The organism is Pelotomaculum sp. FP (genome assembly GCF_004369245.1).
Taxonomy (GTDB): Bacteria; Bacillota; Desulfotomaculia; order Desulfotomaculales; family Pelotomaculaceae; genus Pelotomaculum_C; species Pelotomaculum_C schinkii.
In genome coordinates, this window is sequence record NZ_QFGB01000041.1 from 12,377 (window position 1) to 38,537 (window position 26,161).

The following is a 26,161-nucleotide window of genomic DNA, read 5'->3' on the forward strand; positions in this document are numbered from 1 at the left end:
CAGGCGCAAAGAACCAAGAATGAAAAACTTAAATTCTCATCTAAATTTCTTGTTCAATATATTTCTTTATGTCACTCTTCCCCGGCACCTTGCCTGTTACCTTAACCTTACCGTTTATTACCAGACCAGGTGTCAGCATTACACCGGCTTCAATAATTTCATCCAGCTTTTCAACCTTCTTTACGTCGGCGTCTATTCCCATTTCACCTAGCGTTTCAGTTACCAACTTGTACATTGTTTTACATTTGTTACAACCCGGGCCCAGGACTTTAATTTCCAACAAAATTACCTCCCATTTAAATTAATTATTAGTATTATATTAGTATTATATTATAATTTAGTCATTAAATAAATATTCACCCTGGCTATTCCATTAACAACTGTCAAACCTTCTCCTTATTGTTGTTCCAGGATATTAAATGGTAAAATATCCATTTTCCCGACCTCATCTTGCACATACCCCATACCACGTACTTTACCTGTCATCACCCCCACATTAGATGCTCCTTGACATGGCAGAATTCCCAGCACCATAATTTTATCCCCTTAGTATTATTATATTAGCATATTGTAATATAATATACATATATATTATAGCTATCGTACCAGGCTGTCAATAAATTTATAAAGAAAAAAGCCTTGTTCCAGGCGATTGATTGAGGTCGATTGATCCAGCCAGAAAAGTAATTATATATGCGCATCAAAAAGAGCGGTTTTTGCAATCGCTCTTTTTAATACTTAACCTCAGTAATTTTTTGTATCATTTTCACATTTTTTATAAGGTTTTACCAGATCAACAATTAATTACTTTTTCTGCTGGTCTGAATCTTTATGTTCATCTTCTTTAATAGGTACGAATTTTACGTCACAGCAGCAGCCGCCCTTAGGTTTGAACAATCTTTCCAGGAACCCTTTCCTTTTCTTTTCTTCATTTTTCTTATCTTCCACAGATAACACCTCCTCCTCATAAATTTGTATTGTAAGATCAAATTTTCAGCAGTGTATGAGCTAAAGCAAGCTTAACTGGAATACCTGAAAAATAAATCCTGATAGCATAGCCACTGCCAAAATGGTAATTACAAAAGCTGCTACGAGTCTGGGTTTGAAGATTGAAGCAAGCAAGGTCACTTCCGGAATACTGGCGCCGGCTCCGCCAATGATAAGGGCCATTAAAGCGCCAAGGCTCATACCTTTCTCCATCAGGACCGCACCAATGGGGATTATGGTTTCAACCCGGATATACATGGGAACTCCTATTACCGCAGCAACCGGTATTGCCCAGGGTTTGCCCGGACCGGCTACCCGGATGATAAATTCTTCAGGAACGAAGCCATAGATAAATGCCCCGATACCGGCGCCTATAATCAGGTAAGGTACTACCTGACGGAACAAAGTCCAGGTCTGAGCGCCGGCATGCCTTACCTTTTCATTCCTCGTTACCGGCTTGGCAATGGGTTTTGATGTCTCACAGTCACAGCAGCAGGCGCTCTCCAATTGTACCTTCTTATAATCACCGGCCAAACCGAGCCGCTCCCACAAGGCGCCAAGAAGCACGGCGCATACAAAGGTAAGCACTCCATAAATCAGGGCGATCTTCCATCCCAGCATTGTTAAAAAAAGAGCGAGGATAACGGGGTTAAGTAATGGTGAAGAAATCAGGAATGACATGGTTGCGCCAAAAGGTGCGCCACCGTTTAGCAAACCCACCATAATCGGGATAGTGGAACAGGAACAAAAGGGTGTTACAGCCCCCAGGGCGGCGCCCAGTATATTGCCCAGCCATTTACGGGGCTTACCTAGAACATTACGCAATGTTTCTTCAGAAATAAACTCCTGAAGCAGGGCAACCAGGAAAGAAACACCGATAAACAAGGCCAGCAACTCACAGGAAATAATAAGGAAATATCTCCCGGCTGACGCTAAGTTATTCATTTCAAACACAAAACAATCCCTCCGGCCCAAATAACATATTTGTGGTCAATTTAAACTTTTTCTAGCGAACGGCTCTTAAGATATGAGCGGCCACTTCGCCCCAAGCTTGTGATGCCACCTGCCAGGCCTGTTCGCCCATTGGTGTCAGGGTATATACCTTGCGTTCACGACCGGAAACAACCTGGCTAACTAAACTTAAGAGTCCCGCATCCGTGAATTCCTTTAACATCGGGTAAAGACTGCCTTCCGTGGGAGCGCAGCAACCATTTGTAAGCTCAGCCACCTGTTTGGTAATCTCATAACCATGCAGCGGCTGCCGATGAAGCACATGTAGAATGAAAAAACGGGAAAGACTCATTTTAATCAAGCCAGCCCAGTATTCTTGGGATTCGTACTTTATTTTGGGTACCCCCTCTCCTTACATATAGACATGCTATACATTGACCATATATGTATTATATGACTATGCATGAAAAAGTGTCAATAAATTTATGGCAGTTTGCAATGAACATTGTACTAAAATTGCTCTTACCATGCGTGAAGCGGCAGGTCAAAATGATGAATGGGCACACTATGTTCTTGATGACTTACAATAATCCTGGCTGGGACTAATAATAAAAACATGTAAAAATGGGGCTGTAATCAACCCCATTCTACGTAAATACTCGGAGGTACTCCACCCCTATTGCTTTAATCATAAGAGAACAGCCTTAACAAGGCTTTTTCCGGTTACTTACAATTATCTATTATTCCTTTCTAAAATATCCGTTTCGCAAACCTCAGGCTCATAACCCAATTCTTTGCAGAGATTTGGATTTTGCCTGAGCAGCGAAGGTTTCGGTGTGGAGCAGGAAAAACAAGAAAGCTTGTCGAGAAATTGATTCATCTGATTTAAAAATTCCTTCAAGCCGTCTTTATTCAAGGTATAAAATACATTTTTCCCCTCTTTTTTACTGTCAATAAGACCGGCCTGTTTTAGAATTTTTAAATGGTGCGAAATGGCTGGCTGCGATAAACCGATGGCATGGATAATCTCACAGGCTCCCATTTCCTGGCTTGCCAGCAGTGTTAAAATATTTTGTCTATGCGAATCTCCCAGCGCTTTTAAAATGTTTAACATTGTATCTTCTTTCATATTTAAATATTTGAATGAATACACACGCATATTGTAAATGCTCCCCATTCTGGGGTCAAGTAGATTTGCCCTTATGGTTACGGATTATTTCAAGGGTGTCTAAAGGTCAAGTGTCTAAGCTATATGGAGTATACAAAACCGAAGGGCTGTGCAGCATTTAAAGTCTTGACATGAAGGCACAGTAGGAATTACCATAAACATATAAACATAATTAAATATTTATTTTAATCAATACAAGATAAACCCTGCCTTAAGGCAGAATCCTCTTGCAGGCATAATTAAGTTTAACCAAAAATTCACAGAAAGGAACTATAGGGGGAAACAACATGTCTGAAAAAGCGTCGGCAAAGCTGTCTTTGCTCGACAGGTATTTAACCGTATGGATTTTCCTGGCCATGTTTTTAGGTGTGGGACTGGGTTATATTATTCCTGAAGTGGCGGACCTTCTAAAAAAATTCCAGGTTGGAACCACCTCAATCCCCATTGCCATTGGTTTGCTCGTGATGATGTATCCACCCTTGGCCAAGGTGAAGTATGAAGAAATCGGTAAGGTATTCAGAAACGGTAAGGTCCTGGCACTCTCATTAGTTCAGAACTGGATTATCGGTCCCGTCTTGATGTTCTTTCTGGCTATCCTCTTTCTGCAGAATTATCCCGAATATATGGTGGGCATAATAATAATCGGCCTGGCCCGCTGCATCGCCATGGTCATCGTATGGAACTCTCTGGCCAAAGGGGATTCGGAGTACGCGGCGGCACTGGTGGCTTTGAACTCAATTTTCCAGGTGCTTTTCTTTTCGGTATATGCCTACTTTTTTGTTACCCTTATGCCTCAGTGGCTTGGCATCAAGTCGATAGCCATCCATATTTCCATGGCGGAAGTAGCTAAAAGTGTGGCTATCTACCTAGGTATTCCCTTCCTCGCGGGAATTATCACCAGGTTCACCCTGATACCGTTCAAGGGCAAAGAATGGTATGAGAAAAAATTCATCCCCAAAATCAGTCCCCTCGCTCTGATTGCCCTTTTATTTACGATCATCGTTATGTTCTCGTTAAAAGGCAACTATATTATCGCTTTACCGGTGGACGTGGTTAGGATCGCCGTACCGCTGCTCGTTTATTTCGTGATTATGTTCTTTCTCTCCTTTTTCCTCAGCAAATCGTTCAATGTCAATTACGGCCAGAGCACGACGCTTGCTTTCACGGCCGCCAGTAACAACTTCGAACTGGCCATCGCAGTGGCTGTGGCGGTATTCGGTATTAATTCCGGCCAAGCTTTTGCAGCAGTCATTGGCCCCCTCATCGAAGTGCCGGTGATGATTGGGCTGGTCAATGTGGCCCTTGCTTTTCAGCGAAAATATCTTTCTGTACAACAGCAATAAATAAAGTGAAACCGGGGGTTTAAACCAACTTCCGGTTCCCGTTTGATGCCATATGCTTTAGATAATTCAAGTTTCGCAGGACGAAAGCTGAAGTCTGCCCCTTCAAAAAATGCAAGCGGTTTATTTTCTGGTCCAAAATTCTATTTAAATACTTGTTTCCAAAAGGTGAAACGATACTTATTTTATTATATAATAACATTGTTTTTAATTTGCTTCTGGTTAATTTCTTGAGATTTGTTGCATTGTATTGAGTGTAAAATTTTGTATTAGATAATCTTGCATTTATAAATTTATTGAGGGGAGATTCTTTACATAGAGGACTATTATTCTATCTTAGGTGTAGCACACAATGCTTCACGCAAACAAATAAAAAGAGCTTATCGAGTGCTAGCTCAAAAATATCATCCTGATATTAATAATGATGATATTGAAGCTGAAGAGAAAATGAAACAAATAAATCAAGCTTACGAAGTACTTATGGATCATAATAAACGGACTCAATATGATCGCAATGGGGTATCTGGCTTTTCAACCACTAATTCCCGATGGGGCGGTCTGTCATATGATGACGACGATCCTGGCTTACGGTTTATGATGATGTTATGGCAAATGCAAATGGGAGAAAAAAATACTTAATCTGCTGAAGCCATGCAATGGAAATAATATTATCAGTCAGATTGAAATACACACAGACAAAGTCACAGAATAAGGCACTTTCAGAGGGTAAAGGAATGAATACTCCTACGATTAAATTTGAAGAAACGCTGTGGGTAATTATCGTAAACTATTTCAGTAATAGTTAGTCATCAGCCCTTATAAATCTTGTTTGTGAATAGGGAGGTGATAATGTGGAAATCAAAGTGCTGGGAACAGGCTGTGCAAAATGCAAGGAGTTGCACAAGAGAGTTACTGAATTAAACAGTGAGATGGGTATTGAGGCTGATGTGAAAAAGGTAGAGAAAATGGATGATATTATCGCGGCAGGTATCATGATTACCCCGGCCCTGATCATTAACGGCAAAATTAAGGCGGTAGGCAAGGTGCCCGGTAAAGATACTTTAAAGAAGTATATTGAAGAAGAGATATAGCTTATAACAACGATTGGAAATTGCCCCAGTCAACCAGCCTCCTTTTTAGGGGGCATCCGTTTAATTAATGATGGTCAATCATGATGAAGATGACGCAAAACCTATTTTCAAAATATTACGTCCCGATATAGTGCAAATGCAAAAATAAAAGTAAACCGGGGGTTGGCGAACCAGCTCCCGGTTTTCATCTGTGATATTCACAGGATCTGTTTCATTTAAAATTCTCTTACTCAATAACCATTACATACTCAACCTTTGGATCGGCCGTACCCTGCAAAGTGCATTTTTCTTCCTTAAGCTTCTTAATATAATCGATGATATCGCTTGTAATGATTTCTCCCATGCTGACCAGGGGAATCCCCGGCGGGTAAACCATAATCATTTCTCCTGACACCTCACCGGCGCTCTGCTCAAGAGCTACAGGCTTTTTATTTCTATAGAAGGCTTCCCTTGGGGGCATGGTTACAACCGGGTTAAACTGAATTGATTGGATTTTGTTGATTTTCCTGCCCTGCGCATGCCTGGCGATGTCCGCAAGCGCGTGGATAAAGGCCTCCAGGTACTTCCTTTGCTCACCCAAGCCTGTTATAGCCAGAATATTGTACATGTCGGCCAATTCTATCAGGATATTGTAATCTCTGGCCAGCAGCTCTTCCACCTCGTAACCGGTCAAACCCAGTTGATGCACGTTAACAAGAAGCTTTGTTTCATCAAGGTAGAATGGCCCGTTATTGGCAAAATACTGGCACGTTGGCGCGAACAGGCCTTCAATCCCGTTTATTTCCTCTCTTGCCCAGCTCAGCATGTCCAAAAGGTGGCCGAGGATCTCTTCACCTCTGGTAGCCAGCTGCTTCCTGGCTACGTCCATGGAGCAGAGCAAAACATACGACGGGCTGGAGGAATAGGTCAGGTTGAGGACCTTCCTGACGTAGCTGGCATTGAAATAGTCAGACTTATTTAATAACAACACCGAGCTTTGGGTCATTGAACCACCAGTCTTGTGCAGGCTTGCCGCGCTCATGTCGGCGCCTGCCTGCATGGCGGAAACAGGGAAACCATGATGGAAATGCATGTGCGTTCCGTGCGCCTCATCTACCAGGACCGGCATTCCGTGCTGGTGGGCCACTTCAACAATCTGGTTGAGATGTCCGGCAATCCCATAATAAGAGGGGTTGATGGTCAATACAGCGCTGGCGCGGGGATTCTTTTGTATGGCCGAAGCCAGGTTTGACTCCGTTATCCCCAGGACGATACCGAGGTCCTGATCGATCTCCGGCTGTACATATACTGGTTCAGCGCCGCTTAAGATCAACCCGTTGAAGATGGATTTATGGGCGTTCCTGGGTACGATAATCTGGGCGCCGGGTTTGCAGGCGCTCATAATCATGGTTTGGACCCCGGATGTCGTCCCGTTAATCAGAAAATATGCGTCAGCGGCCCCAAACGCCTCGGCCATAAGGGCTTCGGACTCCAGAATAACCCTGGTGGGGTCCCAAATTAAATCAATACCCCTGGTCTGGTTGAGGTCCATCCTCAGGACATTTTCACCTACAAAATCCCTGTACTCGGACAAGCCGTGGCCATGCTTATGGCCTGGTATCTGTAAAGGAACAGCATTTCTCTTAACATGATATTTTACCGCCTCAAACAGAGGGGTTCTGTTCTGGTCCAATAACACTTATCCCCTTCCTTTATTGCTGCCTAAAGTCTAATGGTTCATCTATCCATATTTTCTTCTGACACCAGAACCACGATTGGCGTCTGCTGGTCATCGTTCCCATGCGGGTTGTCCTTAAGGTAGCTGCTGAGCATCTTCCGGTCAACCCTATCTGTTGCCGCCAGAATGTCAACTTTCCCAATATCGTTCACATCTGCAATAACCGCCTCAGCGCCGGTGGCTGCTTTAATCCTGTCCACTACCCCTTGCGGATCCCTGGGACCCATCACGATATGCCGGTCAAAGGGCCACATGGTGCCGGCAAAATCGTCAATTTGGGCCAGCTGACGCCCCGCAACGCGGTAGAAATCGCCTCTTCGCCCAATCAACCGGCCCAGCCCGGCAGCCGCCACACCCAGTAAGAAGCGCCCGGTACCTGCCTCCTGTATGGCCACCTGCATGGAGTGCGGGGCGGCCAGGCTCCCTTCTTTACCTGGAAAACGGCACATAAAATGCGCCAGCAACCCCGGTTTTACCGTCTCGTGCAGAATGGCCCGGCCCTGGCTGATAGCTACCACACTCTCTGCCACAACGATAATATCACCGGGCGCCGCTATTTCCCCGGTGTATTTTAGAACTACGTCTACGATATCGTCTTTTTCGGTTATAATATGAGTCCTGATGGATATCCTGCCGGCTATCATTCAACTCACCTTCAAATCAGACTGCCTGACGGCAAAGTAATTTCTAATCCCGTTAAAAATACCCTCGGCAGCCCGCTTCTGGATGGTCAAGCCCCGTAAAAAAACCTCCTCCACGATGTTGGTGATAGTCACTACCTCCACCATGACCGCAGGAAGGTCCAAGGGTAGGACCGGCTCCCGCTCCTCTGCAACACCCCTGTCCGCAACCTTAATCTTCTTGACCAGTTCCTCCTGCACATAGGTTGCTAAAATTTTACTATCAATACTTCCGGCCGGGTACTTCGTGGCGGAGCCGGACACCCTGCCATCTGCACAAGCGTGCGTATGAAGAGAGATATAAATATCAGCCCTTTCCAGCCGGGCCTTCTCAAGCCTTTCCTTGGTCGAGATGTTTTCGTCCCCGCTCCTGGTAAGGACTGCTTTTGCTCCCGCCCGCTTAAATATTTTTTGCAGGTTGGCTGCTATCGGCATTACAACATCTTTTTCCATCAGGCTGACGGGCCCCCTGCCGCCTGTGTCTTTGCCCCCGTGAGCAGGGTCAATTATTATTGTTTTACCGCTGAACAGTTTGGTCAGGTAAAAACGGTCAAGGGTGATTTCCAACCTGAACGGGAATACCTCCAGAGCAGCCAGCTTAACCTCGGCCGGCTGATCCAGAAATAATTCTACAGATGTAGAATCTGAATTCTCCTGTTTTAACCATACCTCGCGTACAAGGCCATCGTTAATCGATATCTTTCCCTCGGGCATATTGAGAATAGCACCCGTGCACCTGAGCATGATTACTTTATCGTCCACACGGACAAGAGAATAATCAAAAGGTTTGGTAGACTCGATAAACAGCTTGGAAAGCCACTCACTTTTTTCCCCGTCTGCAACTTTTGACCATAAGTTGGTAATCCTCGGCGACTTCCGGTAAGACAAAAAAAGGCTCCCTCCTTGCTTGAGTTTGGAACCATACAAACCTGCAAAGCTAAAACAAGGACCCTCATTTTTCATGAGTCCCCAAGGGATAATATTCTTTAATAAAAAGATTTCTCCTGCATTCTCATTTCGTTCTGAAAAAAAAGTCTAAGCCTTGTAGTAATTGGCTAAACATAGCTAAATTTAAGCCCTTGCGGTAAATATATCAAAAAAGAAAACCGGGTAGTGACCCGGTTTTCTGCTAGGATAAAGCATTCATTAATATCCATTTGAAGGTACTTTGACCCTTGGTATTTACCTGAAAACGACGTTTAAGTCGCCTAAATATGTAGGTGCGAATTTATCCGCACAGAAGTTAATTAGCCACACAAGTCCGGCGCTAGTACGCCTTGTGCCATTTCAATCGCACCTACATCGCTGGTGTTTTCATAATACGTGGCGCCGCTGGCGGCGCGGACAACTACCAACGTCTCACGTCTCACGTCTCACGTCCCACGTCCCACCTCTATTTCGTTCCCTCAAGCTGATTGCGGTAGTTAAAAGCCAAAACTGCCTGGGCAAAGTTAACCATCCGTTTGGTCATATTACCCCCTACTTTTCCATTATTACGAGAAGAAAGCTCCCCCTTATCAATTTTATCGTAGTCAGGGATACCCAGTTCAGCTGCCAATTCAACTTTAAATTGATTAAGAGCCGGCTCAATGTACTGCTGCAGGTCTTTGGCAATGAGATCCTTATTTTCAATTAATACCAGCTTATTGGTCAAAACAACCGCTGCCTCCTTTTTATAGGATAAGAACTATCATTATAACCATATCTTTTTTTTAATATGCCCTCATATGTTAAAAATATTTTTAAATATTACTGCAACAATTGCAAAATTATGGTATTGATTATAAATCTGCAATTTGGCAGGAAACCTCACTCTACCTGTCTAAGTTAACCAGAGAAAACAACTGGAGGTCAACCATGAGATTTTGCACCCTTTCTTCCTGCAGCTATGCCAATTGCGTCGTGGTGCAGGATCAACACACCTGTATATTAATTGACTGCGGCCTCAGGAAAAGGGACACCAGGCCTTATTTGGCGGCAGCGGGGCTATCACCGGGTGATGTAGACGCAATCATTCTAACCCACCGGCATATTGACCACGTCTATGGCCTCAACTATTTTCTAAAAGAAAAAAACGTCCCCATCTATTCGACCATCCGGGTGTTGCATGAACTTAACCAGAGTATGCACTTCACTGCCCCTCCGCGGCTGAATATTCTCAGCGAGTGCTCCGGACAGAGAATAGGCACGTTGGGGGTGATCCCTTTCCGTCTATCGCATGATGTTGAAACAATCGGTTTTATCATTCATGGTGATGGCGAAAGACTGGGATTTATAACGGACACCGGATTCGTACCGGAAAGCTGCCTTAATGCCTTCCGTGATCTGGATTACCTGTACATAGAGTCAAATCACGACCTGGATATGTATAAGCGCTCAGCCAAGCCTGGCTATGTGATCAGGCGCAACCTCGGCTTAACCGGCCACCTGTCCAACGAGCAATGCGGGCGGGCCCTCCAGGCTATGCGGCAACAAAACTATAAATTGGTGGTTTTGGGTCATCTCAGCGAAGAAGACAATGAACCCCGCCTGGCTCTTGACTGTGCCATGAAGAACCTGCCGCAGGGTACTCCCCTGGCTAGCGCCCCCTCACGTGAACCCGGCTTGTGGTCTGATAATCTAATCCAATTGATTAAAGAAAAATCCCCACCTGAGTAACCACCAGGTGGGGATTTTTATTAAACCGTTTTAGTTTAGCACTCTTCCTTCGGGTAATTGCTTCTTGGCGTGTAGTGGGTGTGCAACAGTTCATGGGACTTGTGGCCCAGCGGTTTTTCCAGGAACTCAGCATAGAGCTCTTGAACAGCCGGGTTTTCATGAGACTTACGCAGTACCATACGCTCGTCCTCGGTATAGGTAGCGTCAATCCGCTTGAGGCGAATTTCGGTGTTGGTCGGGATGGGTGACCCGCCCCCGCCGATACAGCCGCCGGGACAGCACATAACTTCGATGAAGTGGTAGTTTGCCTCGCCCGCACGGATCTTGTCCAGCACCTTGCGCGCGTTGCCAAGGCCGTTGGTTATAGCTACACTTACAGGAAGGTCGCCGACTTGCACTGTGGCTTCCTTGACCCCGTCAATACCGCGGCAGGCCGTAAAGTTGATGTCCTCAAGCTCCTTGCCGGTAACTACCTCGTAGACGGTACGCAGAGCGGCTTCCATCACGCCGCCGGAAGCGCCGAAGATTTCGCCGGCGCCGGTGGAGATACCCAGCGGAGCGTCGTACTCTTCTTCGGGCAGGTTGGTCATATCTAAGCCGGCCTGCTTGAACATGCGGCCCAGTTCGCGTGTGGTAAGCACCACGTCGACATCCTGGTAGCCGCTGCTGTTCATTTCAGGCCGCTGGCACTCGTACTTCTTGGCGGTGCAGGGCATAATCGAGACACAGACGATATCCTTCGGGTCAATGCCCTCTTTCTGGGCGTAGTAGGTCTTGACCAGCGGGCCGAACATCTGCTGCGGTGACTTGCAGGTGGAAAGGTGCGGCAGCAGGTCGGGATAGAAGTGTTCAATGAACTTGATCCAGCCGGGGCTGCAGGAGGTGATCATGGGCAGAACGCCGCCATTGGTTACACGCTGAAGCAGCTCGTTGCCTTCCTCCAGGATGGTCAGGTCCGCGGTGAAGTCGGTATCGAAGACCTTGTCAAAGCCGAGGCTGCGCAACCCCGCAACCATTTGCCCGGTCGCGATGGTACCCGGCGCGGCGCCGATGGTTTCACCAATCTGCACCCGGGTGGCCGGAGCAGTCTGGACCACAACGTGCTTTGTGGGATCGGCCAGGGCCGCCCATACCTTGTCGGTATCGTCCCGTTCCACGATGGCGCCGGTGGGACAGACCAGCGAGCACTGGCCGCACTGGACGCATTCCATGTTGGCCAACCTCTCGTTAAAGGCCGGGGCGACCAGGCTGTCAAAGCCCCTGTTCTCGGCGGTAAGAGCCTGCACCGATTGAATGTTGGTGCAGACTGAAATGCAACGGCGGCAGAGGATACACTTGCGCGGGTCGCGTATAATGGCAGGACTGGAGTCATCGATCGGGTAGTCTGTTTTGGCGCCCTCAAAACGGATCTCGCTCAAGCCATATTCCTCTGCCAGCTTTTGCAGTTCGCAATTTCCGTTGCGCCGGCAGGTGAGACACTCCATGGGGTGATCGGACAGGATCAGTTCGAGCACCAGCTTGCGGGCTTTGATCAATTCCGGGGTATGGGTGTTAACAACCATCCCTTCAGCAACCGGAGCCACGCAGGATGGTATAAACGTCCTGGCGCCTTTCACGTCTACCAGGCAGATCCGGCATGCGCCGATCACATTGATATCTTTCAGATAACAAAGAGTCGGGATATTGATTCCCACTGATTTAGCGGCCTCAAGGATGGTTGTCCCCTCTTCCACCGCTACTTTCCGGTTATCAATTGTCAAATTTATCATTTTCTCATTTTCCCTCCAAACTCCCGTATTTGACTAATTTTCATTTTCAAAAGCTGCGGGAGCGGCTTTTATTCCTCGAATTCGCACACCTTGGCAGCGCACTTGTGTTCCTTGATATGAGCTTCGTATTCATCCCTGAAGTACTTGATGGTGCTCAAAACGGGGTTGGGCGCGGTTTGGCCGAGGCCGCAGAGCGCGGTCTTCTGAATGGTCGTGCCCAACTCCAGCAGGAGTTCGATGTCGCCTTCTTTGCCTTTGCCCGTCGTAATGCGCTCCAGGATTTCGAGCATCCGTTTGGTGCCGATCCGGCAGGGAGAACATTTACCGCAGGACTCGTCCACAATAAAGTCCATAAAGAACTTGGCGATATCCACCATGCAGGTATCTTCGTCCATGACAATCATTCCGCCTGAACCCATCATGGCGCCCAGCGCTGTAAGGGATTCAAAGTCAATCGGGGTGTCCAGTTGTCCGGCCGGGATGCAGCCGCCGGACGGGCCGCCGGTTTGGACGGCTTTAAATGCCTTCTTGCGGGGAATGCCGCCGCCGATATCATAGACGATTTCTCTTAAAGTGGTGCCCATCGGGACTTCCACGATACCTGTATTGTTGATCCTGCCCGCCAGGGCGAATACCTTGGTTCCCTTGCTCCCCTGCGTGCCGATGGAGGAATACCAGTCAGCGCCCTTGAGGATGATTTCAGCGACGTTAGCCCAGGTTTCAACGTTATTCAGCACAGTTGGTTTAGCCCAAACACCTTCGTTGGCCGGGAATGGCGGCCTGGGTCTGGGTTCACCGCGCTTGCCCATAATGGAGGTCAAAAGAGCCGTTTCTTCGCCGCACACAAAGGCGCCGGCGCCGATTCGGATTTCGATGTCAAAATTAAAGCCGGTGCCAAAAATATCCTTTCCAAGCAGGCCGTATTCACGGGCCTTGTCGATGGCATAGCTGAGTCTTTCAATGGCCAGCGGGTATTCAGCCCGCACGTAGACATAGCCCTGCTCGGCGCCAATGGCGCGGCCGCAGATAGCCATGCCCTCGATAACGCTGTGGGGATCCCCCTCCAGAACGGACCTGTCCATAAATGCGCCCGGGTCGCCTTCGTCACCGTTGCATACCACGTATTTGGGTGTGCCTTTCGAATTAGCACAAAAGCTCCATTTCATGCCTGTATTGAATCCAGCGCCGCCACGGCCGCGGAGCCCTGCTTTCTTAACCTCTTCGATGACTTCAGCAGGAGTCATTTTGGTAAGCGCTTTGCCTAGAGCGGCATAGCCGTCATTGGCGATGTAGTCCTCAATAGAAGTTGGATCTATATAAAAGTTGTTACGCAGAACTATCTTCTGCTGCTTTGCAAAAAGATCGATGTCATCAACTTTCGGGGTTGGTTCTTTTGCTCCGGGAGTCCTGTACAACAAGCGCTGGACGAGGTTTCCCTTCATGATGTGCTCTTCAACAATGGCATCAGCGTCTTTTGGCTTCAGCCTGCGGTAAAAAGTTGCCTCGGGGTACACAATTGCTACGGGACCCATATCGCACGGACCCATGCAGCCGGTAAGCACAATCTGGACCTGGTCTGCAATGCCGTTCTTTTCGAGGGACGCCTTCATGGCTTCCACCACATCTTGACATTTCGAAGAAATGCAGCCGGCGCCGCCGCACATCATCACGTGAGCTTTCTCAGTCGCCGACGGAACACCTTCACGAATTTTCAGGGCTTCCCGCCTGCTTTCTCTAACCTTTGCAAGTTCTTCCAAAGACTTCACTTAATCACACCTCCGATTTAAATCCTCCAGCCATTCTTAAACTATCCCTTCAGACCCCGACAATTAATTTCGGCAAGCCCATTACTATGGATGTAAAGTTTATTCTTAGTCCATAGGTGTGGAATACTAAATCAGTTTATGCGTACTGCTCCAGTATTTCGGGGATTTGCTCGGGCTCCAAGCGGCCGTGCACATCTTTGCCGTCGATAATCATGGCCGGAGCCAATCCGCAGGCGCCAATGCAACGCACAACTTCAACGGTAAACCGGCTGTCGGGAGTCGTTTGTCCCTCTTTAATACCAAGGGTATCTTTTAGTGCTTTAAGGACCTTTTTGGTTCCCTTAACATAGCAGGCTGTACCCGCGCAAACGGCGATTTTATGCCGGCCCCTGGGGATCAGGGAGAAGAAGGCATAAAAAGTAACCACCCCGTAAACTTCTTGAAGTGATACTCCCAATCCCTTGGCGATTCTGGTCTGTACCCACAGCGGAAGATATCCTATGAGATTTTGGGCCTTGGTCAGGACCTGGATAAGTCCACTGGGTTGACCCCTGTACTCATCAATAATCTTTTCCAATTGTTTAGTCAGTTCGTCTTCGCCGCAACCACATGAACATGCAACCACGAGTCTGTACCTCCCTTGCTTTAAGTGCTTAACAGCACTTCACAGCTTATTTTAGCGATCTTAAAAAAGTGTGTTCCTAAATCCTACTTCTTTTAAAGAACCATAAAAATCCACCCGATCTGGTTATTAATTTCAGGCTTTTCAGGGACATTGCATTTTATTGAGCAATATGATTGGTTTCCAAGCTTACGGGCTTTTTACCCCTTGATTTGGATCATAGAACTGTTTTAGAGAAAAGAAATGCAGGGTTAATGTTCCCTGTTTCCCAAGCATCTAACCTGCACATAACTAATGGTTGTCATTTTTGCAATAAAAAAAGATAATAAAGCCCGTTACTCAAGTCCACTCTTCAGCCTGAGACCTATTACCTCCTTTCGTTTGCTATTTTTTAACCAAACATTACCTAAGTTATCAAAGGACAAGCACTGGCAGCTGTTACTTTGATGAATTATATGGCATCTCCTGTAATTGTCCGCACGGTAGTTAATTAACACATGATCCTAGCACTATTATAGCATATAGTAGTCTTTATTAAAATAGATGTTTTTTCAAAAATATTATCGAATGGAATATAAAAAATATTATAGCATAATTGATACAAAAAGCAATTGTTTGTTCGATATTGCACGAAAGTTTTTATCGCCATTATTTGCCGAAAAACGTAGATTTTAATCAAATTATACCAACGTCCTTTATGTCGATATGCAGATAAATCAGCATTTCTCATAAATAGGAATTAATAATAAATCTTAATTATCAAAAGTCGCAAACTAAAAATCTTGTTAGTAACTGTTATACAACAATTCGTATATCCTGCGAATACGGACAAATAATGTACATTTTTTCACAAAGACGCCGCCACCCGCACACGCTTTATTTTACTACCCCCTTTAAGCCAATCACTCATAATAACATGACGATTCGACTAGATCATCCAGCTTTCATCAAGCGCCTGCCGCGCTTTCCCCTGCAATAAAGCCAGATGACCATGCCCACTGTAAATTGTAGCCGCCGCAATCACCGTCTATGTCCAGGACTTCCCCTGCAAAATACAGTGTCGGCACAATCCTTGACTCCAAGGTTTTGCTGTTAATAGCATTAACGTCCACACCACCGGCGGTAACCTGAGCGGCAGGCCAGGAAGTCGTCCCGGTAACAGGAAAGCGCCAGTCTAAAAGAATATGTGCAATCTTTTTCAGCTCCGAGGCAGTAACCTTCCCGGCTGCCTTATTCAGGTCCACACCAGCCTCTTTGAGTATTACCGGCGACAACTGTTTGTTTATGAAACCCACAAAACTGAAAGCCAGGGTTTTCCCGGGATTATTACTGAAGCGCTCAGCAAGCAACTCTTCCAGTTCCCCGCCAGTGAAGGAGTCCAGTAAAACCAGCTTTAACCAGGGGCTTTGATTTTTCTTTAGACACTCCCCTGCCTTGCGGCTAAGAGTCAAAATAGGAGGACCGGAAATACCGTACTCGGTAAAGAGGATCTCCCCGCTGGCAGCCTGCAGGCTCTGGTTCTCTAATACTACTTCAGCGGTTCCTTCAAATTTAATACCTTTAATCTGCTTGAGATAACCCGAGGACAATTTTAACTGGACCAGGGCCGGAAATGGTTCGACTATACTGTGGCCCAGGCTTAACGCCAGGGCATACCCACTGCCCGTCGAACCAAAATGTGGCGCAGCTTTACCACCTGTAGCAATAATTACCCGGTCAGCCTGAAATTCCCCCCCGTTCTTAAGAGCAAGGGTAAAACCGCTCTTATTGTGAGCAATACCCGCAACCTCCGCCCCGCAATGGACATTAACACCTATCCTTTCCAATTCATAACGAAGCACGTCTAAAACACTGGAAGCCTGCAAGGAGAATGGAAATACTTTGCCTTCTTCCTTCACTTTGTGCGCCACTCCCAGCCTTGCAAAAAAGTCAAGGGTCTGCTCTACACCAAATTGGGAAAGGACAGAGAAAGCAAACCTGGGATTGCTGCCATGGTAGTTGGCCATGCTGGTGGTGATATTGGTGAGGTTGCACCTTCCGTTACCGGTGGCAAGGATTTTCTTGCCAATCCGCTGGTTGCTTTCCAGAATGGTAACAATCGCCCCTTTGCGGCGGGCGGCTATAGCTGCTGTAATTCCCGCCGCTCCTCCCCCAATCACTGCTACTTTGTATGGAGGACTACCCGGCATAAAATTCTCTCCTTTTATATATGTCTATCGCAATGGTGAAAGTCATAACCGGTTCTCGAAAAGCCTTTGGGGTAGTGGTCTTGGGGTTATCCTCCGCTCTTTTCGCAATTTTCCATTTGTGCTAGAAGAGCGTTATACCGACCGCATCTGCAGACGGCCATCCGGTAGCTACGCGCTATTTAAGCTTTGACTTTAAGCAACGCACGCGCTAAGCAACGCACCCAGGTGCTCCATTCGCTCCGGATAACCCCAAGCCCGCAAGTCAAGCCTTTTCGAGAACAATTTTTGTGATAAGTGAAACAAAAGGCAGTTCTATGTCCTGCCGTTTTCGAAGCCTCTGGATAGTGGGCATGGTGTTATCCCCTTGTATCATTATCGTACTGATGGCGGCGCATACTTGGAGGCGATGGCTTCCGCGGCCTTAATACCGTCTACAGCCGCTGAGACAATCCCGCCGGCGTGACCGGCTCCTTCCCCAGCCGGATACAGACCTCTTAGTGAGGCTTCCATAAATTCATTGCGGACGATCCTTACCGGAGAGGAGGACCTGGTCTCCACAGCGGTCATGACAGCATCCGGCAGGGCAAAACCCTTAAGCTTTTTATCCAGCTCAGGTATTGCCATCTTCATCGTCTCTACCACAAAGTCCGGCAGGCATTCGTTGAGGGCCGCCGGCTGCACTCCTTTGCGGTAGGACGGCTCTACCTGACCGAGCCTGGTGGAAGGCCTGTTCTCCAGAAAGTCTCCTACCAGCTGTACCGGCGCCTTGTAATCACTTCCGCCCAGGATATACGCCTTTCTCTCCAGTTTCCTTTGAAAAGCTACTCCAGCCAGTGGATGGCTGCTGCCAAAATCAGCAGGCTCCACCCCTACCAGCAGGGCGCTGTTGGCGTTTTCGCCACTGCGGGAGTATGCGCTCATCCCGTTGGTTACGACACCCTCCTCTTCAGAACTGGCAGCCACCACCACTCCACCCGGACACATGCAAAAAGTATAGGCAGACCTGCCGTTTGCAGTGTGATATGCCAGTTTGTAGTCAGCCGGGCCGAGTTTGGGGTGACCGGCAAATTTTTTATACTGGACAGCGTCGATCAACTTTTGGGGATGCTCAATTCTAACCCCGACTGAAAAAGGTTTTGGTATCATGGTTACACCCGCCTGATACAGCATTTCAAAGGTATCCCTGGCGCTATGCCCGGGCGCGAGCACCACAACCTCCGCAGCCAGCCGTTCAGTCCCGTTAATTATTATACCCTGCACATGGTTATCTTTTGTGATTAAATCAGTAACTTTGCAGTTAAAGCGGACCTCTCCACCCAGGCTGATAATTCTTTCACGGATTTTTTTAACCACTGACCGGAGCCGGTCCGTACCGACATGAGGTTTGGCTGCGTACATGATTTCTTCCGGCGCGCCTGCCATGGTCATATCAGACAGGACTTTGCGGCACCGCCTGTCCCTGATTAAGGTTGTCAGTTTGCCGTCGGAAAAGGTCCCGGCCCCTCCCTCACCAAACTGTACGTTGCACTCGGGGTCAAGTAGTCCATGCTCCCAGAATTTCCTGACCGCTTCCGCCCTGGTATCGACATCCGCCCCTCTTTCCATGACAACAGGCCCGTATCCCATTTCAGCCAGGATTACCCCGGCAAAAAGCCCCGCAGGGCCGGTCCCGATAATCACCGGCCGGTGCTGCAAAGGCTGTGAACCGGTTTGTACATACTTGTACTCCAGATCAGGAGCAATAGTAATATCCTTGTTTTTGAATTTCTTTAAGCAACTATCTTCTTGTTTTAATTCAACATCTACAGTATAAACAAAGTTAATTGTATCATGTTTCCTGGCATCAATAGATTGTTTAAAGATTTTGTATCCTACTAAATCCTTTTCACCTATTTTAAGCTTCTTTATTAAGGAGTTTTTTAAGTTTGAAGCATCCTGGTCTATGGATAATTTCACACCATATACCCTTATCATTTTTTATCACCACTATTTAATATTGTCCGTATAATTTCCCATAACTCTGTAATAATGAGCTAATTTTATATACTATTATTTTTTATATAATATATCATAAAAATCTGTTAATACCAACTTTTAAATCTATTTCTATAAATTGTTTGTTTAAAAATAATTTTAATGAGTAAAATAAAAACATGAATATTAAAAAAATCGCTGTCTACTTTGCCGTCGGTCTCTCGGTTTTGAGCCTTAAGCCCGCCGTACCAAGTGAAGCGATTGAGCCAGCGCCAGCGAAACCATTCGTCTCCGTATCCAGAGGTCTTTGCCTGAGCAGGGAGGAATTCTACCTGCTGGCCAGATTAATCCATGCCGAAGCCAGAGGTGAACCGTTGGAAGGACAGGTAGCAGTTGGGGCTGTGGTTTTCAACCGGCTCAAGGATCCCCGGTTTCCCAAAACGATAACCGGAGTTATATATGAAGATTACCAGTTTACCCCCGTCCTGGACGGTACTATTGAACTCACTCCCGATGCGCAAGCTTTTTTGGCAGCGGAACTGGCCCTAAACGGGTTGGATCCCGCCAACGGCAGCATCTTTTTCTATAATCCGGACCAATCTGAGAGCAGGTGGCTTGACGGGCTGCCGTCTTCATTGAAAATAGGCAAGCATATCTTTTGCTAAAATAACCCTTCTCCGTCACAGGAGGAGGGTTATTTAGGATTTAAGTTGAAGAAGCTATATCAACTTGATTTTGTTGCTTTTTACAAAATTATTTGTTAATATTGACAGTTATGTGCTAGACTACAAGTGATATGCAAATGTTGAAGCTAGAGGTGTTTCCTGACTTGGCAAGCAACAAAACAAAACAAGCTATAACAGAAGTAACCAATCTTCTCAAAGATGGAGTACCCCTTCCTTTGGAAATCCTATATTCCCGCTGCAATTGTAATTCTGACGCATTAGCCGGCGCGCTTTCCTCTCTAATAGAAAAAGAGGAAATCCGGATCGGCCGGGCCAAATCAGGAGGTAGTTGGTTTATTGGTGAAAACGTCCTGGCGCCCCCTGCCAGAGGAGAAACCTGGCACACCGGAAGGGGACAAATGCGTAAAGTCCTGCCTAAATTACTTAAAGTTATTAGAAAATATACCCCTCCTGAAGAGGCGGCTCCAACCGACAACGAAACCAGCGCTCAGCTTGATTCCGTCCGCAAAGTGCTTGAAGACGGGCAGCCCCGGTCCAAGGCTGATATAATCGCCGCAACCGGACTGGAAAACCTTGACTCTCTGGTCTGGCGCTACTTTCCCCAACTGCCTGACGGTCGTTTTACCATGCCCGACAGTGACGGTGCCTGGGATTTTCTCCTTACATACCTCCATGAGAAACCCCGACGCCTCTCTGATTTGCTCCGCCAGTTTCGCCGACACAAAAAAATTGTTGAAAGAATCGCAGCTGAAAATGATCAGACTCCTTTGGTGCGGCTGCCCCAATCACTTATTACCACCGTGAATAGCCCGGCAGGACGCGATGAGCTGACCCGTCGCGCGAAAATTAAAGCCTGCCGGGATATGCTCGAGACACTGCCGACACCCTTTTTTGACCCGCGGGAAGCCGGGCTGGGCATGAAAGAATTTGCGGCCTTAGCCGACAGCTACTCTCTCACCGTATCCTTTGAAAATAACAAATACTGGTGCTTGCGCCGGGAATTTCCGGGTGATGTTCTGGTGGAACAGCTTGGGGAAATCAGCGGCAGGTATTTCGCGCCTCCTTATACCACCAGCGCTCCTTCCTTCCTCAGGGAACATTCCCTGGGGGAAAAGGAAGCCGCAGCAGTCCTCGGCGTGGATGAAGACACCCTGTCTTTTTTAATCAAAACAGGGCAATTAGATTCCTTTACTCTGGATGAAAGGACACGCCTGTGGCATTCGGATGTACAGGAGTTAAAAAGGGACGTGTCCAGGCTGCGTGTACTGACCAAACAACATGAAAAATTGAAGATCTCCCAGGCCGCCGCTTTTCTGGGAATCAGCACGGGTCAAGTCAGGCGGCTGATCCAGGAAGGAAGGCTGACCACCGTATCTAACAAGGAAGCTTCCGGATCTGATACCGGATTGCTGCTGCGCAGGGACCTTGAAGCGCTTCGCCAGGCGCTGCCTGCCCTTACTCTCAGTGGGGGACAGCCTCACGAGCGTGGTCAGGGGGAAATTGGCTCCCGGGGCGAAGAACGCTTAAGACCCAAGAAAAAACCGCTCCGCAAGGAGCAAGGACAGGCGCCTGTGGAAGACCTGGTCCTGGATGATTTTCAAATTGAGGCAGCTGAAGCCCTTCAGGCAGGGCTATCGGTAATCGTATCAGCGCCTACCGGTAACGGCAAAACGCTGGTTGCCGAAATGCTGGCGCGCGACGTAATGACCGCCGGACTTGGCATGATTTACACTTCCCCCCTTAAAGCCCTTTCCAACCAGAAGTACCGTGATTTCAAGAAACTGTTTGGAGAGGAGCAAGTCGGGCTTGTCACCGGCGACGTCAGCATCAATCCTGGAGCGCCGATGCTGATTATGACCACAGAGATATTTCGCAACTGGTGCTTAAGTGAGCCCGCTCAGTTGGAGAAAATTTCTTACGTGGTATTTGACGAGATCCACTACCTTGACGATGCGGAGCGCGGCACAACCTGGGAAGAAAGCATATTGTTCGCTCCCCCCCATGTGAAAATTTTAGGTCTTTCCGCAACAGTCCCCAACGCGGACGAAATGGCAGATTGGATTAGCTCGGTTAGAGGCGGCAATGTCGTGGTCATCATGGAAAAAAAACGGCGCGTACCTCTTTCTACTCAATGGATCCTGCCCAACGGCCGGATTGTCGGAGAAAAAGAAGCCCGCAGTGAACTTGAGGAGTTGGTCGAATACCTCAAAGCACTGCGGAACAAGAAACGCTGGCTCGAGGAGTGAAACAGGTGGAACTGACAGAAGTCTCCTGCAGTGAAATTGTTGAAGCAATTCAGGATAAATTGCCGGTCCTTTTCTTTGTATTCAGCAGAGGGAGGACTGAGGTTTTGGCGCAGGACCTGGGACGCGACTGGGACTTTTTAAATGCCCGGGAAAAAAAAGAAGTCGGCGGCAAAATCAAGGAGGCAGAGGCTGAGCAACCGGGCGCTTTCAGCGGGCCGGGCTGGAGAAGCCTGCGCCGCCTGCTCCTGCAGGGCATCGCCTATCACCACGCCGGACTGCTGCCGCCGGTCAAGTACCTGGTGGAAAACCTTTATGCCAGCCGTCTGCTCTGGGTGGTCTTCTGCACTGAAACCTTTGCCGCGGGTGTAAACTTCCCTGCCGCCAGCGCCGTCTTCGACTCGACCAGAAAGTGGGACGGACATGACTTCCGCATTCTGCAAAACAGGGAGTTTTTTCAGATGGCCGGGCGGGCGGGGCGGCGAGGCTTTGACCGGATCGGCCACGCCTTCATTCGTGTCGACAGCCGCTTCCCGGAGCAAACCGGCTTCTTTGATGATAAGGCTATAGAACCCGTTTCCGGCAGGCTGGTGATCTCACCCAATACAGTACTGAGCCTGTTGAGGTATAAGACCGACGAAGAAATCGACCGGTTTTTAAACGAAAACTTTAAAATGTATCAATTAAAAAAGAGACAAGGCCTCCTGAAAGAGGAAATAGAGGCCTTGACCGGGCGAATCTCCGAAATTGAAGCCGGGTTATGTTCCGAAAACGGAACGCTGACCTGTCCTGTTGAGCGGGCCAGGGCCCGTAAACAATTAAAGCGCTTACGCTGGAAAAATAAAAACAGGGAAAAAGACTTGCTGCAAAAGCAGATCGCGCTTGCCACACCTAAAAAGTGCTTTAACTCAAAAAAATGCATGGCCCTGTCAGAGAGATTGAGAGAGGTCCAAACCTACTACCAAACACTTAGGCAGGAATATGCTGCAATCACCCAACAGGTAGAATCCGTGTTCACCGAATACAGGGAAGTACGTGATCTTTTAGAAAAACTTGGTTATGTTAAGGGCAGGGAGTTTTTTGCACGCGGCATTTTTGCCCTGGAACTGCATGTACAGGAAATACTGGTAACCGAAATAGCCTTCTCCGGCCTGCTTGAAGATAGTGAACCGGCAGATGCTGCGGCAATTCTCGCCGGCATTGAATTTATCCCCGGCAAGAACACCCGGACTGACATTCTGGATCTTCCCGCTTTGCAACAGACCTACCTGATCAGGCACGAGCTCCTAAAGATGGGCGTACCGGAGAGATTCTGCATTTGGTCCAACCTGCCCGGTTCCCTTGCCTACGCCTGGTACAATGGCGCCACCTTTACGGAGTTAATGGAGATGTCTTCCCTGCAACCAGGAGATATATTCTCAATCTTCCGGCGGGAGATAGACCTTTTGCGACAGATTGAGCGCGCGGCTGCCGGGAACACAGCTCTTATTGAAAGAGCGCAGGCTATCCGGGGACAGCTTGACCGTGATGAGATCGCCCTCAGCTTTTAAAAAAAATTACTTATATCACAACCCCGGTCCTGCGGGGTTTTTTCGAGGTCCTATTTCAATCGCAAACGATACGTTAGCGCCAGGACTTGTTGCTGCTAGTGTTGCATTTATGCGAATGAATTCGCACCACAATTTTGGGGTAGAATTAAATATCTTATACGAAAGGGATCGCCTTGAAAAACTCAATTTGGGTGTACCGGCTGTTTGACATAGCGGAAGAAATCAGGCTGGAGCAGGTAGAAAAAATCCTTGCCCAAAGACAGGCCGCACGGATGAGGCTCTCTCGGATCAGGCCCAAGTCCATCCAGTTTAAAAACCCCCCCATCGCGGTGGAACTGGGGGAAGACACGGTGGCAGCCGGCGGCCGCAGTCTTAATGTATCATTTACCGGTAAGGTTTATGACCTGGGTGTTATCGCCATCATTATGCGTATTCCCCTGCTGGAAGGCGCCGCTTATCAGAACGCAGTGGAACTGGCCACCATCCTTTACAATGACGAAGGCATTGAAACAGTGTTCATTCAGCAACTTGACAAAATGAGAAAAATTCTTGCGGAGGCCTTGGTTAAGGAAGTATACAGCGGTTTTGTAGAGGACTTCACCGTATATTATTTCCGGGAGTGGGATCAGAACTGGGATCCTATTCCGCTATTGCTTGCCGAACAGGAACCGGTGAGCGAACAGGTGCGGCGGGAAACCTTGCGCAATTCTTTTTCTTATACCCCTGATGACCACACCATTATAACCTGGGACTCTGCCCTGGTTTACGACCCCAGCGGCAGCGCCGATATCCCCGATCTTCTTGAATTTGCCAACTCCCAGCTGTTGGAGTTAAGGTATTACGACAGCTTGCTAACAGGAGAGCTGTCCACAATGTACGACGCCATAGAAGAGGCGGAAAGGGTCGGCAGCTTCCGTCGCCTGGGTCACTACCGGCGCATCATGAACCAGCTGATGGAGTTAATCGCCGACATCACCGAGATAACCGAGCGGATAGACAACTCTTTGAAAGTTACCGAGGACGTGTTTTATGCCCGTATTTACGGGACGGCCCTGTCCATCCTGCGTACCAGAAGCTGGGCTGAAAGCATCGACAGGAAAATTAACATTATCAACCAGACCTATACCATGCTCAGCAACCGTACCGTCAACCAGCGCTCGGAGGTACTGGAACTCGTCATTATCCTTCTGATCCTGTTGGAGTTAATCCTGGGCATTATTCAGGCTCTAACATAACCCGTATTTCGTAAATACGGGTTATTAAAACCGCTCTAAAAAACAGTCCCCTTCCAGATTTCTTTCTAATTATTATTGACATACGTTCATCAGGGTGAGTATAATTATTATGAAATTATGCTCATAATAATGTGCGCGTTAACAAGCGAAATTGTTACCAAATCGGTCATTAGCTCATATCCAATACTCTGTTGTTGACATGCTTCAACTGGCTAGCCCGCATTCATGTTACCCTATTGATGAGAGTACCCTGGAACAAAGCACCAATGTCAAAAGGCCAATTCGATAGGAAGTGTAATTTTTTTTAGCTATATACTATAGTCTATAATAGTACTTTATATATTACTATGATTATTAAAAAATTCAAAAAAATGAAAGGAGGTAATTATGCTATGTATGTTATTACGAGTAAATGTGTTAAATGTGGTACTTGTTCGAAAGGCTGTCCAATTACACCCGGCTGTGACGGACATACATGCAGAATTCAATGTGGCACTGGTTTGGTTTGCCCGGCAGGGGCGATCATCGAGGGTGAAACGCAATATATAATTACGGACAGATGTATCGATTGCGGTAGATGCGCTGCATTTTGCCCGTATGGAGCAATCCAGCCGGTCCTGTCTCCCACAACGGAGGCAGATAACAATTTTATGGAAAACGAACTGCAAAATGAACTGGAGAATGAACTGCCAATAAAGAAACTGGCTGTAAATACATAAAAATGCTGTTCTCCAATCTTAACAACCGGGAGTTTTAAATCAGCCCCAGTTTTTGTATGCGCCCAAGATGGGTGAGCTATGTAAAATAATTGTAGCCTTCCATTCAGCAACATTCTTTACAAAAAAACAACCGGGTCTTAAAATACCCTGGTTGTTTTTTTCTGCAAGTAGTAAAATATTTTCATTTATTATTGACATATGCTCATTACGATCAGTATAATTATTATGAAACCATGTTCATAATAATACAAAAAAATGCTAATAATCAAGGGAAAAACCAGAAAGGGTGACAATCTTGAAAATTGCCGTTACATCTCAAGGGAAAACACTGGAAAGCAAGGTCGACCCCCGGTTTGGACGTGCTGGTTGGTTTGTGGTAATTGATACAAATACCGGTGATTATAAGGCTGTGAGTAACGAGCAAAACCTTAACGCAAACCAGGGCGCCGGTATCCAAGCCGCAGAGCAGGTTAGCCGCCAGGAGGTAAGCGCTCTTATTACCGGAAACTGCGGCCCGAAAGCTTTCCGGACTCTGATGGCCGCTGGCATTAAGGTTTACTATGGAACTGACGGCACAGTTGCAGAAGTGCTGGAACAGTTTAAGAAGGGTAAATTAAGTAAGGCGTCAGATGCAAATGTAGACAGCCACTGGGTATAAGAGTCAGGGACAGCCCATTAGTAAAGCATGGTGTAATTTTGCAGAATCTTTGTCCTAGCGATTTGCACAATAATTAGGCTTAAAATTTCTATTCAAACTGCAAAATTTGCACAATTTTTGTTTGGAAAAACTTAAAAATTGCACAATATATGTTTTGC

The 26,161-nt window shown here is 47.2% G+C and carries 25 protein-coding genes and 1 pseudogene; 10 read left to right on the top strand and 16 right to left on the bottom strand.

Annotated elements, in window-relative coordinates; all coding sequences use genetic code 11:
* Window positions 1-40: 40 nt before the first annotated feature.
* From Psfp_RS14715 to Psfp_RS14730, 6 genes are all read right to left on the bottom strand, one after another.
* Complete coding sequence (locus Psfp_RS14715) at window positions 41-280, bottom strand: thioredoxin family protein (RefSeq protein ID WP_134219300.1); 240 nt, start codon at window positions 278-280, stop codon at window positions 41-43.
* A 116-nt stretch (window positions 281-396) separates the two neighbouring features.
* Entirely contained in the window at window positions 397-534 is a 138-nt protein-coding gene (locus Psfp_RS21775) for a hypothetical protein (RefSeq protein WP_190259322.1), read from the bottom strand.
* A 270-nt stretch (window positions 535-804) separates the two neighbouring features.
* Entirely contained in the window at window positions 805-948 is a 144-nt protein-coding gene (locus Psfp_RS21780; RefSeq protein ID WP_190259321.1) for a hypothetical protein, read from the bottom strand.
* 60 nt (window positions 949-1,008) lie between these two features.
* Complete coding sequence (locus Psfp_RS14720; protein WP_134219322.1) at window positions 1,009-1,932, bottom strand: permease; 924 nt, start codon at window positions 1,930-1,932, stop codon at window positions 1,009-1,011.
* Window positions 1,933-1,993: 61 nt separating this feature from the next.
* Entirely contained in the window at window positions 1,994-2,290 is a 297-nt protein-coding gene (locus tag Psfp_RS14725; protein ID WP_134219301.1) for a PadR family transcriptional regulator, read from the bottom strand.
* Window positions 2,291-2,671: 381 nt separating this feature from the next.
* The gene (locus Psfp_RS14730) at window positions 2,672-3,097 is read right to left on the bottom strand and encodes a metalloregulator ArsR/SmtB family transcription factor (RefSeq protein WP_192895450.1); all 426 of its coding nucleotides are present in this window, start codon (window positions 3,095-3,097) and stop codon (window positions 2,672-2,674) included.
* 296 nt (window positions 3,098-3,393) lie between these two features.
* On the opposite strand from Psfp_RS14730, the gene arsB reads away from it, so the two are divergent.
* The 3 genes from arsB (at window position 3,394) to Psfp_RS14745 (ending at window position 5,537) form a co-directional block, all read left to right on the top strand.
* Window positions 3,394-4,449 carry an ACR3 family arsenite efflux transporter gene (gene arsB / locus Psfp_RS14735; protein WP_134219303.1) on the top strand — a complete coding sequence of 352 codons (1,056 nt, stop codon included), beginning with the start codon at window positions 3,394-3,396 and terminating at the stop codon, window positions 4,447-4,449.
* A gap of 330 nt (window positions 4,450-4,779) precedes the next feature.
* On the top strand, window positions 4,780-5,085 hold the full coding sequence (locus Psfp_RS14740) for a DnaJ domain-containing protein (RefSeq protein ID WP_282434350.1): 306 nt from the start codon (window positions 4,780-4,782) through the stop codon (window positions 5,083-5,085).
* 212 nt (window positions 5,086-5,297) lie between these two features.
* Entirely contained in the window at window positions 5,298-5,537 is a 240-nt protein-coding gene (locus Psfp_RS14745; protein ID WP_134219305.1) for a thioredoxin family protein, read from the top strand.
* A gap of 226 nt (window positions 5,538-5,763) precedes the next feature.
* On the opposite strand, the gene Psfp_RS14750 is transcribed toward Psfp_RS14745, so the two are convergent.
* From Psfp_RS14750 to Psfp_RS14765, 5 genes are all read right to left on the bottom strand, one after another.
* Window positions 5,764-7,215 (bottom strand): aminotransferase class I/II-fold pyridoxal phosphate-dependent enzyme, encoded by a 1,452-nt coding sequence (locus Psfp_RS14750; protein ID WP_134219306.1) that lies wholly within the window; start codon window positions 7,213-7,215, stop codon window positions 5,764-5,766.
* Window positions 7,216-7,253: 38 nt separating this feature from the next.
* The gene (locus Psfp_RS14755) at window positions 7,254-7,898 is read right to left on the bottom strand and encodes a coenzyme F420-0:L-glutamate ligase (protein WP_134219307.1); all 645 of its coding nucleotides are present in this window, start codon (window positions 7,896-7,898) and stop codon (window positions 7,254-7,256) included.
* A complete protein-coding gene (locus tag Psfp_RS14760; protein ID WP_190259317.1) occupies window positions 7,899-8,822 on the bottom strand; it encodes an N-acetylmuramoyl-L-alanine amidase in 924 nt (307 codons plus the stop codon). It lies immediately after the preceding gene.
* A 359-nt stretch (window positions 8,823-9,181) separates the two neighbouring features.
* A complete protein-coding gene (locus tag Psfp_RS22540) occupies window positions 9,182-9,304 on the bottom strand; it encodes a hypothetical protein (RefSeq protein WP_282432485.1) in 123 nt (40 codons plus the stop codon).
* A 23-nt stretch (window positions 9,305-9,327) separates the two neighbouring features.
* On the bottom strand, window positions 9,328-9,588 hold the full coding sequence (locus Psfp_RS14765; RefSeq protein WP_134219309.1) for an alpha/beta-type small acid-soluble spore protein: 261 nt from the start codon (window positions 9,586-9,588) through the stop codon (window positions 9,328-9,330).
* A 203-nt stretch (window positions 9,589-9,791) separates the two neighbouring features.
* Here Psfp_RS14765 and Psfp_RS14770 point away from each other — a divergent pair, with 203 nt between their 5' ends.
* A complete protein-coding gene (locus tag Psfp_RS14770) occupies window positions 9,792-10,592 on the top strand; it encodes an MBL fold metallo-hydrolase (protein WP_134219310.1) in 801 nt (266 codons plus the stop codon).
* 35 nt (window positions 10,593-10,627) lie between these two features.
* On the opposite strand, the gene Psfp_RS14775 is transcribed toward Psfp_RS14770, so the two are convergent.
* The 5 genes from Psfp_RS14775 to Psfp_RS14795 all read right to left on the bottom strand — a co-directional run bounded on the left by Psfp_RS14775 (window position 10,628) and on the right by Psfp_RS14795 (window position 18,912).
* Window positions 10,628-12,361, bottom strand: a complete 1,734-nt coding sequence (locus Psfp_RS14775) for an NADH-dependent [FeFe] hydrogenase, group A6 (protein ID WP_134219311.1) — start codon at window positions 12,359-12,361, stop codon at window positions 10,628-10,630.
* Between the two features lie 68 nt (window positions 12,362-12,429).
* Window positions 12,430-14,076, bottom strand: coding sequence for an NADH-quinone oxidoreductase subunit NuoF (nuoF, locus tag Psfp_RS14780; protein WP_345789106.1), 1,647 nt, complete (start codon window positions 14,074-14,076; stop codon window positions 12,430-12,432).
* A 187-nt stretch (window positions 14,077-14,263) separates the two neighbouring features.
* A complete protein-coding gene (locus Psfp_RS14785) occupies window positions 14,264-14,752 on the bottom strand; it encodes an NAD(P)H-dependent oxidoreductase subunit E (protein WP_134219312.1) in 489 nt (162 codons plus the stop codon).
* A 944-nt stretch (window positions 14,753-15,696) separates the two neighbouring features.
* Window positions 15,697-16,938, bottom strand: a complete 1,242-nt coding sequence (locus tag Psfp_RS14790) for an NAD(P)/FAD-dependent oxidoreductase (protein ID WP_134219313.1) — start codon at window positions 16,936-16,938, stop codon at window positions 15,697-15,699.
* Between the two features lie 372 nt (window positions 16,939-17,310).
* Window positions 17,311-18,912, bottom strand: coding sequence for an FAD-dependent protein (locus Psfp_RS14795; RefSeq protein WP_134219314.1), 1,602 nt, complete (start codon window positions 18,910-18,912; stop codon window positions 17,311-17,313).
* 179 nt (window positions 18,913-19,091) lie between these two features.
* Between Psfp_RS14795 and Psfp_RS14800 the strand changes: the two genes are divergently transcribed.
* From Psfp_RS14800 to Psfp_RS14825, 6 genes and pseudogenes are all read left to right on the top strand, one after another.
* Entirely contained in the window at window positions 19,092-19,577 is a 486-nt protein-coding gene (locus Psfp_RS14800; protein ID WP_134219315.1) for a cell wall hydrolase, read from the top strand.
* Window positions 19,578-19,714: 137 nt separating this feature from the next.
* Window positions 19,715-21,844: a DEAD/DEAH box helicase gene (locus Psfp_RS22305; protein ID WP_243120681.1), complete on the top strand. Its 2,130-nt coding sequence runs from the start codon at window positions 19,715-19,717 to the stop codon at window positions 21,842-21,844.
* Window positions 21,845-21,849: 5 nt separating this feature from the next.
* A complete protein-coding gene (locus Psfp_RS14810; protein WP_345789103.1) occupies window positions 21,850-23,391 on the top strand; it encodes an RNA helicase in 1,542 nt (513 codons plus the stop codon).
* Between the two features lie 173 nt (window positions 23,392-23,564).
* The gene (locus Psfp_RS14815) at window positions 23,565-24,626 is read left to right on the top strand and encodes a hypothetical protein (RefSeq protein ID WP_134219317.1); all 1,062 of its coding nucleotides are present in this window, start codon (window positions 23,565-23,567) and stop codon (window positions 24,624-24,626) included.
* A gap of 392 nt (window positions 24,627-25,018) precedes the next feature.
* Window positions 25,019-25,231 (top strand): annotated as a pseudogene (locus tag Psfp_RS14820) (4Fe-4S binding protein); the annotation flags it as partial.
* 400 nt (window positions 25,232-25,631) lie between these two features.
* Window positions 25,632-26,003 carry a NifB/NifX family molybdenum-iron cluster-binding protein gene (locus Psfp_RS14825; protein WP_243120682.1) on the top strand — a complete coding sequence of 124 codons (372 nt, stop codon included), beginning with the start codon at window positions 25,632-25,634 and terminating at the stop codon, window positions 26,001-26,003.
* The last annotated feature ends 158 nt before the right edge of the window (window positions 26,004-26,161 follow it).